Origin of the sequence: Gemmatimonas sp., assembly GCF_044376735.1 — a bacterium.
Taxonomy (GTDB): Bacteria; Gemmatimonadota; Gemmatimonadetes; order Gemmatimonadales; family Gemmatimonadaceae; genus Gemmatimonas.
The window spans coordinates 1-8,710 of the sequence record NZ_JBILKJ010000115.1 but is presented as its reverse complement, the minus strand read 5'-3'; the positions used below and the strand labels follow the sequence as shown (position 1 = coordinate 8,710).

General features: G+C 68.0%; 7 protein-coding genes. 6 read left to right on the top strand and 1 reads right to left on the bottom strand.

The features are described from left to right. On the bottom strand, positions 1 to 311 hold a 311-nt coding region (locus ACIRA7_RS12815; RefSeq protein ID WP_396221238.1), incomplete at its 3' end, for a hypothetical protein. Between the two features lie 479 nt (positions 312 to 790). Here ACIRA7_RS12815 and ACIRA7_RS12810 point away from each other — a divergent pair. The 6 genes from ACIRA7_RS12810 to ACIRA7_RS12785 form a co-directional block, all read left to right on the top strand. Then, positions 791 to 2,203 carry a TolC family protein gene (locus tag ACIRA7_RS12810; RefSeq protein WP_396221237.1) on the top strand — a complete coding sequence of 471 codons (1,413 nt, stop codon included), beginning with the start codon at positions 791 to 793 and terminating at the stop codon, positions 2,201 to 2,203. A gap of 10 nt (positions 2,204 to 2,213) precedes the next feature. Continuing rightward, on the top strand, positions 2,214 to 3,182 hold the full coding sequence (locus ACIRA7_RS12805; protein ID WP_396221236.1) for an efflux RND transporter periplasmic adaptor subunit: 969 nt from the start codon (positions 2,214 to 2,216) through the stop codon (positions 3,180 to 3,182). A 1-nt stretch (position 3,183) separates the two neighbouring features. Then, complete coding sequence (locus tag ACIRA7_RS12800) at positions 3,184 to 6,324, top strand: efflux RND transporter permease subunit (protein ID WP_396221235.1); 3,141 nt, start codon at positions 3,184 to 3,186, stop codon at positions 6,322 to 6,324. Next, the gene (locus ACIRA7_RS12795; protein WP_396221234.1) at positions 6,321 to 7,454 is read left to right on the top strand and encodes a sensor histidine kinase; all 1,134 of its coding nucleotides are present in this window, start codon (positions 6,321 to 6,323) and stop codon (positions 7,452 to 7,454) included. Before ACIRA7_RS12800 ends, ACIRA7_RS12795 begins: the two co-directional genes overlap by 4 nt. Then, entirely contained in the window at positions 7,451 to 8,251 is an 801-nt protein-coding gene (locus ACIRA7_RS12790) for a LytR/AlgR family response regulator transcription factor (protein ID WP_396221233.1), read from the top strand. Before ACIRA7_RS12795 ends, ACIRA7_RS12790 begins: the two co-directional genes overlap by 4 nt. A gap of 158 nt (positions 8,252 to 8,409) precedes the next feature. After that, a partial coding sequence (locus tag ACIRA7_RS12785) for a hypothetical protein (RefSeq protein ID WP_396221232.1) occupies positions 8,410 to 8,710 on the top strand: 301 nt, incomplete at its 3' end.

The following is an 8,710-nucleotide window of genomic DNA, read 5'->3' as shown; positions in this document are numbered from 1 at the left end:
TCGCCGCGACCGTCGTTGAGGACGACGAACACGTCGGCGCCGGTGCGAGGCAGGGCCGAGTTCACCCGCGTTCGGCTCGGCAGTGCGGCGTCGAAGCCGTGCGTGCTCACGTCGCGCCCACGCACGACGATCAGCACTTCGCGATCCACGCGGCCGGTCCAGGTGAACAGGGCGCGATCGCCAAACCCGCGGTCACCCTGTGGCGCCGGCAGCGCGCCAGCCTGCGAGGTGGCCACGCAGAGCCCGGCCAGCACCGGCATGGTGATGACCGCGCGACGGACACGAGACAACATCGAACGATGCAGCGTCATGAGATCCTCCCGAGAGTGATAGTCACGGTTGGAGGAGGCATCAGCGGTGCCACGGGGCCCACGCGAGGGCCGCTACGCGCGCGGCTGCCGTCAGTCTCACGCAAGTGCTTACGGGAAAAGACGTTCACGCGAGCTATCGGCCGCCGCCACGGTCGGGCGTCGGGTCGGCAGCACGGCGGTACTGTCTCCAAATGCAGACAGTCGCGGAGATGGCGACAGGACGCCGCGGGGTGTTGGGAGGCGGTGTGATGCCTTGGGGCGGTGCTTCGGCGCGCGCCCTGGCACACCGACCTGGCGGAGAATGCCGTTGTCCAACTCACCGGCTCCACCGGCACGATCACGCCGCTGTGGGCGCAGCGGCGGTTACCGCATCATCACGCAAAACCTGACCACCAACCCACAAAACCCCGCTCCCGTCACGGGCCCGCTGGGAGGCCGCGTGGGGGACGGCAATCCTGCGGTCATCTCAACCGGACCGCATGAACACTCGACGTCTTTCGTTTCTCTTCCCGCTGTTGCTGGTCGCTTCCCCTGTCCGGGGACAGCCGCAGCGCCACTCCGATACGCTGTCGGTCACCTTGGCGGACGCGCTCGCCCGCGTCTCCCGAGACGAGCCACGAATGGCCGCCGCTCGCGCCGTCCGTGAGATGGCGCGCGCCGCGCGCGGCGAAGCCCTCAGCGAACAGCGCAATCGCTTTCTGCCTCAGGTATCGGCGTCCTTCGGGACCCAGCGTGTCGCGCAGAATCAGTTTACGGAGATCGCCCGCCGTGCCGGGATTCCGCCAACGCCCGCGGATGAACTCGATCCGTTCTCGCGCGTGTTCGCGTCTCCCAACACGCGCGACGCGTCGTTCCGCGCCGCCATTCGCCCCTTCGACGGCGGTGTCGCATCGGCGCGTGTCGATGCGGCGCGAGCCGGGTTCGATGCCAGTGCGCTGGCGGAGTCGCAGGTGCGCGCCGCACTCGAGGTCGAGATCGTCACGCGATACGCCGACGTCCAGCTCCACCGACGTATGCGGGACGTCGCGGATTCCGCGCTGCAGCAGGCCGAACGCACCCTGTCGCTCACCCGACAGGCGGTTGTTCAGGGACGCACCGCCGAGTTCGAGATCTGGCGCGTGGAAGCCGAGGTGGCGGCATTGCGACCGGCGCAGCTCGATGCCCAACGGAATGCCCGCATCGCGGAGCTGGCGTTGCGGCAGTTGCTCGATCTGCCGGACCACGCCGTCCTGACGCTCGAGGCGCCGCCCGAGTCCTGGAGCAGCGACACGCTGTCGACCACACGCATTGCCGACCCGTCACGCGCACGCGCGGCGGATCGCCGTGATATGCGGTTCGCCCTGCGCGAGTTCGACGCGCGCGAGCGCCAAGCGGCAGCGGGATATCGGGCGGCGTGGCGCTCCATGCTTCCTGTTCTCGATGTGACGCTTACGCATCAGCGTCTTGCCTATCCCCTGCGCAATGCGAACTGGGGTGGCCCCTACTATCCGAACACCGTGCTTGGCGTGTCGTTCACGTTTCCGCTCGACCTCACCGGTGGCAGCCTCACGCGTGTGGAATCGGCAGCGGCGGCGGCGCGCCTTGCCACGGCACAGCGTCGCGATGCCGAACGCGTTCACGCCCTCGAACAGCTCGATGCGCAGGCACAGCTCGACGCGAGTCGTCTCGAGTGGGAAGCCGCCGTCGCTGGCGCCGTGAGCGCCGACAAGGCGCTGCAGGTGGCGCGCGCCCGACACGAAGTCGGTCGCGCCTCGCTGCTCGAGGTACAGGATGCGCGCGTGACCTGGCTGCGCGCCATGGCCACCCGCGCGCGCGCGGCGCGCGATCGCCAAGTCATCGAAGCCCGTATGGCCCGCTTTGACCGGCTCCCGCTTTCGTCTGTCCAACCCTGACGGTGTCCTCATGACCAACACGCATCACGGCCCTCGCCTCGCCGCTTATACGCTCGGCCTTTCACTGCTGTCGCTCCTGTCGATCGGGTGTGGCAACGACGCCACCGTCGATACCACGTCTCGTCACCCCAACCCAACGGCGAACCGTGTCGTGCCGCGGGATCAACCCGCCGACAGCGCTGTGGTGTCGGACACCACGGGTGGCATAGCGCACAGTCCAATGGCCTCGTCGTCGGCCATGTCGTCATTGCTGACCGGCACACTCGAGCCGCAAGCACGCGCGCTGCTGCGGGCGGAGCTCTCGGGCGCTGTCCGTACCCTTCGCGCGAAGGAGGGGCAGCGCGTCGCTGCCGGGCAGCTATTGGCGGTGCTCGAAGTCCCTGCCCTGCAGTCGGCCCTCGCGGCGGCCGACGCGCAGGTCATGGCGCAGGAGATGGCGCTGCGGCAGACGAAGCGCGAGCACGATCGGGTCGCGCAACTACTGCGGATTGGCGGCGTGAGCACGGCCGAGATGGAGGAGTGGGAGAGCCGCGTGCAGGCGGCGGACGCTGCACTCAATGCCGCCCGCGCACAGCGCGCCAACGCGGCCGCCGACGTGCAGCGACTCACCGTGCGCGCCCCGTTTGATGGTATCATCGAGCGTCAGATCACAACGCAGGGTTCGATCGTGCAGGCCGGCGATGAGCTCGTGCGCCTCGTCGACCCGCGCATGCTCGAGCTGGCGGCGGGTGTTTCCGCTGGCGACGCGCCTCGGGCGCGTCCCGGGATGCGGGTCTCCCTGCGCATTACCGGAATGGCCGATTCGGCGATCATGGCGCGCATTGTTCGTGTGTCGCCATCGCTTGATCCGGTTACGCGGCAGCTCCGCATCACGGTGCTCGTGCCCAATACGGACGGCCGCATTCCTGCCGGCTCGTGGGCCGAAGGGACGTTACTCCACAACATCGGTACGACCCGCTCCACGTCGGGAGGGCACTGAGATGTGGATCTCCGACTTGGCCATTCGCCGCCCCATTGTCGCGGTGGTCTCGATGCTCGCGCTGGTCATGGCGGGCCTGCTGGCACTTCGCGGTCTCGAAACCGACGAGTGGCCTGACGTCCAGGCGCCGATGGTGACGGTCACGGTACCGTATCCCGGGGCGACGCCGGCCGAGATCGAGCGCGAATTGTTGCGGCCGCTCGAAGACCGCGTGCGCAGCGTGGGCGGTCTCAAGAAACTCAAGGGCACGGCGGGCGACGGATATGCGCTGCTCTTTGCCGAATTCGTGTTCAGCAAGGCGCCCACCGAGGCGGTTCAGGAGGTGCGCGATGCGGTGAGCGCGGCCCGAGGCGATCTGCCACGCGAGGTGGAGGAGCCGGTGGTCGAACGCTTCAGCGAAACCGACTTGCCGGTGCTCACGGTGGCCGTGAGCGGGAGCGGCGACCCGCTGGCCCTTGGTGCCGACGCTCGCCGACTCGCCCGCGAGCTGCGCGGCGTCCCGGGCGTGGCACAGGTACGCGTCATCGGCGATGCGGTCCCTGAGATGTCGGTCCAGGTTCGTCCCGACGCGCTCCGCGCATCGGGCATGACGCTGGCCGAGCTCACGGCGCGTCTCGAAAGCCAGAACGTGTCGGTGCCGATCGGTCGTCTCGAAGGTCGCGATCGCGAAGCGACGCTGCGCTTTCAGGGACGTCCCGCGAACGCCGCCGACTTCGGGGCGTTGCCGCTCGCGACCAGCAACGGGCAGGTCGTGCGGTTGCGTGACGTCGCCGATGTGCGCGTACGCGCCGCCGAACAGCGCGCGGCGGCGTTGGTTGACGGACGCGCGGCGGTGACACTCGAAGTGCGGAAGCGCCGCGGGGCCAGCGCCACCACGGTGGCCGACGGCCTCCACGCGCGAATGACGGCGTTGGCACCAGCCTGGCCTGCCGGACGCACGATGCGTGTCATTCAGGATGCGGGCCGGCGCACCGCCCTCGCCGTGTGGGACGTGCAGAAGACGCTGCTCGAAGGGGCGCTGCTCACGGTGTTGGTGGTGTTCGTGTTCCTGAACAGCTGGCGCTCGACGGTGATTACCGGGCTCGCGCTGCCCGTGTCGGTGCTGGCCAGCTTCATGGCGGTGTGGGCATTCGGCTTCAAGCTGGAAACCATGTCGCTGCTGGGACTGTCGCTGGCGATCGGCATTCTGATCGATGATGCCATCGTGGTGCGCGAGAACATCGTGCGCCACGTGGAGATGGGGAAAGACCACGTCGCCGCCTCACGCGACGGCACACGCGAGATCGGACTGGCCGTGCTCGCGACAACGGCCGCGATCGTCGTGGTCTTCGTGCCGGTGGGCTTCATGAATGGCTTGGCCGGCCAGTACTTCAAACCCTTCGCGCTCACCATCGCGTGCGCCGTGCTGGTGTCGTTGTTCGTCAGCTTCTCGCTCGATCCAATGCTGTCGGCCTACTGGCCCGACCCGCACGTGCCCGTGGAGCAGCGCGCCTGGCTCAGTCGGGTGCTCCATCGCTTCAACCGCTGGTTCGATGGTGTCGCCGGCCACTACCGGGCCGTGATTGCGTGGGCGCTCCGGCATCGTGGGGCCACCATCGGTGCCGCGTTGATGACGTTGGTCCTGGCGGTGCTGCTGCCGGCCACGGGTCTCGTCGGCGCCGAATTTCTCCCGGAGGACGATCGCGGGGAAGTCGGCATTCTGGTGGAGGCGCCGCCCGGCGCGTCGTTGGCGTACACCACCGCGCGTGCCGAAGCGGCCGCTGCGATCGCCCGTCGTCTCCCCGAGGTGCGCACGGTGTACACCACGGTCGGTGGCGGCGACGGTGACGTGTCGCAGGCCCAGATCCTCGTGCTGCTGTCCGCGCGCGCTGAGCGCGACCGTTCGGCGCGGCAGATTGCGGCGGCGCTTCGAGATGACGTGCAGCCACTGCGTGGGGCCACCGTTGCGGTCATGGACCTCGGACTCAACGGGTTCCTGAAGCCCATTCAACTCCAGGTGCGCGGTCCGGATGCGAGCACGCTACCGCAGGTGGCAGCCACCATTGCGGCGCGCCTTCGCACCGTGCCGGGCGCGGTGGATGTGTCGCTGTCAAGCCGTCCGGGAGCGCCCGCAGTCGACATCGGATTGCAGCGGGCGCTGTCGGCGACCCTCGGCATGACGCCGGCCGATGTCGCGGGTGCGCTCCGGGTGGCCTTTGCCGGGGTCGAAGCCGGTCGCTGGCTCGACGACGATGGGGATCTGCGGAAAGTGCGGGTCCAGTTGCCGTCGTCCCGGCGGCAGGATGCCGCCGATCTTGGTGCCCTGCCGTTGCAGGTACCGGGTCCCGATGCACGCATGCAGGCCGTGCCCATGGCGCAGGTGGCGACGGCCACGGCGGTCACCGCTCCCACCAAAATCGAACACGAAGACGGGGCCGCGACCGTCACCCTCACCGCGAATGTTCTGGGGCGCCCGCTGGGTGATGTCGCCAGCGGCATCGATCGCGTGCTGGCCTCCATGTCGCTCCCGCCCGGGGTGGCGGTGGCCTACGCCGGTGACGTGAAGGATCAGCAGGAAGTGTTCAGCAATATTCTGCTGGCACTCGCCGCTGCTGTGGTGGGGATGTACTTCGTGCTCGTGTTGCAGTTCAATTCATGGATCGAGCCACTGGCCATCCTCACCTCGTTGCCCCTCTCGGCGGTGGGCGTCGTGGGCGCCTTGTGGATGACGGGCATGACCATCAACATCATGTCGCTCATCGGCGTGATTCTCCTGAGCGGTGTGGTGGCAAAGAATGCGATCCTGCTGCTGGACTACGCGAAACAGCTCCGTGATGGAGGGTGGACGTTGACCGACGCCTTGGTGGAAGCCGGTGCCACGCGCCTGCGGCCGATCGTGATGACCACGGTCGCCCTTGTCGCGGGCATGGTGCCCGTGGCACTCGGCAGTGGTGAGGGCGCCATGTTCCGGGCGCCGCTGGGTGTGGCCGTGATCGGTGGGACGGTCACCAGCACCGCGCTCACGTTGCTGGTGGTCCCGGTGGTGTACGCGCTACTCGATGGCGCACGGCAGCGGGTGCGCAGCCTGTCGGTGTCACGCGACGGCCAGGCGTTGGACGAGGCGACATCTCGCGGACTGCTGCGGCCCGAGGGGCAGGTGTGACGCTGCCATTCGACCACGGGCCGGACGCCACGCCCGTGCGCACGCGGACGGTCCTGTCGCGGCTGACGCAGGGCGAGCTGCTCACGCTGTTGGCGGTGGGGATCTTCGCCGAGTTACTCACGGTGGGGTGGATTGTCGCGGTCCTCAACCGGGAGAGCAGTCTGTACTCGTGGCAGCAGGCCTTCGGTCTCGTTGCCGTAGACTTCGTGGCGTTGGCGTGGCTTCCCGTGCCGCTCTTTGCGTGGTACGACCGGTTTCCTCTTGGCGGCGCGCGGCACGTGCGTCATGCGGGGCTGCGCGCGCTTGGTGCCGTCGCGGTGCTGTTCGTGTCGTCGTGGGTCTCCACGACGGCACTGGTCTTTGCCGGCACTGTCTTCGGCGTTCGGTCCGATGTGCTGTCGGTGATGGCGCCGGGTTACCCGGAGCAATTGTTCTGGTCCGCCTGCGCGGTGTTCGGCGTGTCGATTGCGTATCTGGTGTTGCGGCGCTTGCATGGCGCGCGCGAGCTGGAGCAGCGCAACACCGAACTGCAGCGTTTGGCACTGGAAGCACGGTTGAATGCGCTCACGGCCGAACTGCATCCGCATTTCCTGTTCAATGCACTGAACGATCTTGCGGAACTGGTACACCACAACGCTGCGCGGGCGGAAGCGATGCTGCTACATCTGTCGTCACTGTTGCAGGCGACGCTCGCGACGAGTCGGCAGCGCACCGTCCTGCTTGCGCAGGAGCTGCAGCTGCTGCAGGACTACCTGGCTGTTCAGCAGATGCGCTTCGATGATCGCTTGCAGGTGACGTATCACATCGAGCCGTCGGTGTTGTCGGCGCGCATTCCGCCCATGCTGCTACAGCCGCTGGTCGAGAATGCGGTCGTGCACGGCATTGAGGGTCGTGTCGGCGCATCGCAACTGCGGTTGGCCATGCGCGCCAATGTCGGCATGTTGGAGGTGGAGGTCGACGACGATGGTCCGGGCCCCGGCGGCTCGACGCACCGTGGCACGGGCACCGGTCTGCGGAACGTGCAGGGCCGACTGGCGGCGCTGTACGGCGATGTCGCCACGGCAGCACTCACGGGCCTTCCGGAAGGCGGTGCGCGCGTCACGCTGCGGTTTCCGTTGGAGGTCGCATGACCAAACCGCCATCGTCGTCGGTCGTGCGGGTGATGATCGTTGATGACGAGTCGCTCGCGCGTCAGCGTCTCAAGCGACTGCTGGCGCAGGACAGCCGCGTGCAGGTCGTCGGTGAAGCCGCCGATGTGCCCACGGCGCGTCTGCAACTGCCGGTGCTCAAGCCCACGCTGCTGTTTCTGGATGTCTCGATGCCGGGCGAAGACGGCTTTTCGCTGTTGCAGGATTTGCCGCCGGAGCTGCGGCCGTTCGTGGTGTTCGTGACAGCGCACGCGGATGCGGCGGTGCGCGCTTTCGATGCGCGGGCCACCGATTTTCTGGTCAAGCCGGTGCGTATCGAGCGTCTCACGGAATCCGTCGATCGCGCCGTGGATGCGCTGGAATCGCGCGCGACCTCGCAGCCGCTGTTCGATGACGAAATCCGGGCGGAACTGGCCCGTCTCGTTCGCGATGTTGCGGGCCACCGTGACACGGCGACGTCACCGGTCCACTTTGCCGTGACGGTGGGGCGCCGCACCCGCTTCGTGAAGGTCGACGACGTCGACTGGTTCGAAGCTGACGGCAACTACGTTAGGCTGCACGTGGGTCGCGAGACGCACTTGGTGCGTACCACCATGCAGAAGCTGGCGCAGAGCCTCGACTCGCTCCGGTTCGCACGCATTCACCGGTCGTACATCGTGCCGGTCGATCGTGTGCGGGAGCTGGTGCAGCTTGGCACCGGTGAATACGAGCTGCGGCTGACTACCGAGGCTACGCTGCCGGTGATGCGCACCTATCGGGATCGCCTTCCCTTGGGGTGACCAGTGGGCAGACGGGTCGGCCCCGACGGGTCGCCCCTCTGCTCGGGTCGGTCACGCGTTGGTCCGCCCGTTGCGGAACCCGGCGATCGTACGGCTGGGTCGACGTTCGGGCGCGCCGTCTTTCCACTACATTGCCCGTCGTCTATGGAAAGCCTGACGTGACATCGAACCGACCGCGGTCCGCGCCACCGGTGTTGGCGGTACTGGCCGTTGCGCTGATCGCCCTCGCCGTGCCGACGCATGCAGCGGAGGCGCAGGCTCAGGGGCAAACACCGTCGGCCGCGCCGGCTGGTGGCAATCAGGCATGGCGCGACCCGCTGGCCGATTCGCTGGTGCGCCGCGCGATCGATCGTCGCAGCGTACAGCTCGCCGACAGCACGCTGCTGAGCTACACGGCCAGTGCGCACGGCTTTCTGGCGTTTCTGGCGCAGCTGGGCGAGGGCGTGATCATTCCGCCCA